The 388-nt window shown below is 58.0% G+C and carries 1 protein-coding gene; it reads left to right on the top strand.

Translation table 11 applies throughout. The features are described 5' to 3' along the window. Positions 1-259 (top strand): P-II family nitrogen regulator (locus HOP53_RS21325; RefSeq protein WP_234271868.1); only part of this gene is annotated, 259 nt, incomplete at its 5' end. Positions 260-388: the final 129 nt, after the last annotated feature.

A 388-nucleotide genomic window follows, 5' to 3' on the forward strand; every position in this document is an offset into this window, starting at 1 on the left:
TATCACCGTGACCGAGGTGAAGGGCTTCGGTCGTCAGAAGGGCCACACCGAGCTCTATCGCGGTGCCGAATACGTGGTCGACTTCCTGCCCAAGGTGAAAGTGGAGATCGCCATCGACGACGACCTGATCGAGCAGGTGATCGATGCCATCACCCAAGTGGCCAATACCGGAAAGATCGGCGACGGCAAGATCTTCATCACGCCGCTTGAGCAGGTGATCCGGATTCGTACCGGCGAAACCGGCAAGGATGCGGTATAAGCCCAGTCAAACAAAAACCCACGACCGCAAGGCCGTGGGTTTTTTGAAGCTCGCCAAGCACCGAACGCCCCTTTTTATTTCTCGACGAAGGCGCGCTCGATGACGTAATCGCCGGGTTCGCCCATGCGC

Origin of the sequence: Billgrantia ethanolica (assembly GCF_021404305.1) — a bacterium.
GTDB classification, from domain to species: Bacteria; Pseudomonadota; Gammaproteobacteria; order Pseudomonadales; family Halomonadaceae; genus Halomonas; species Halomonas ethanolica.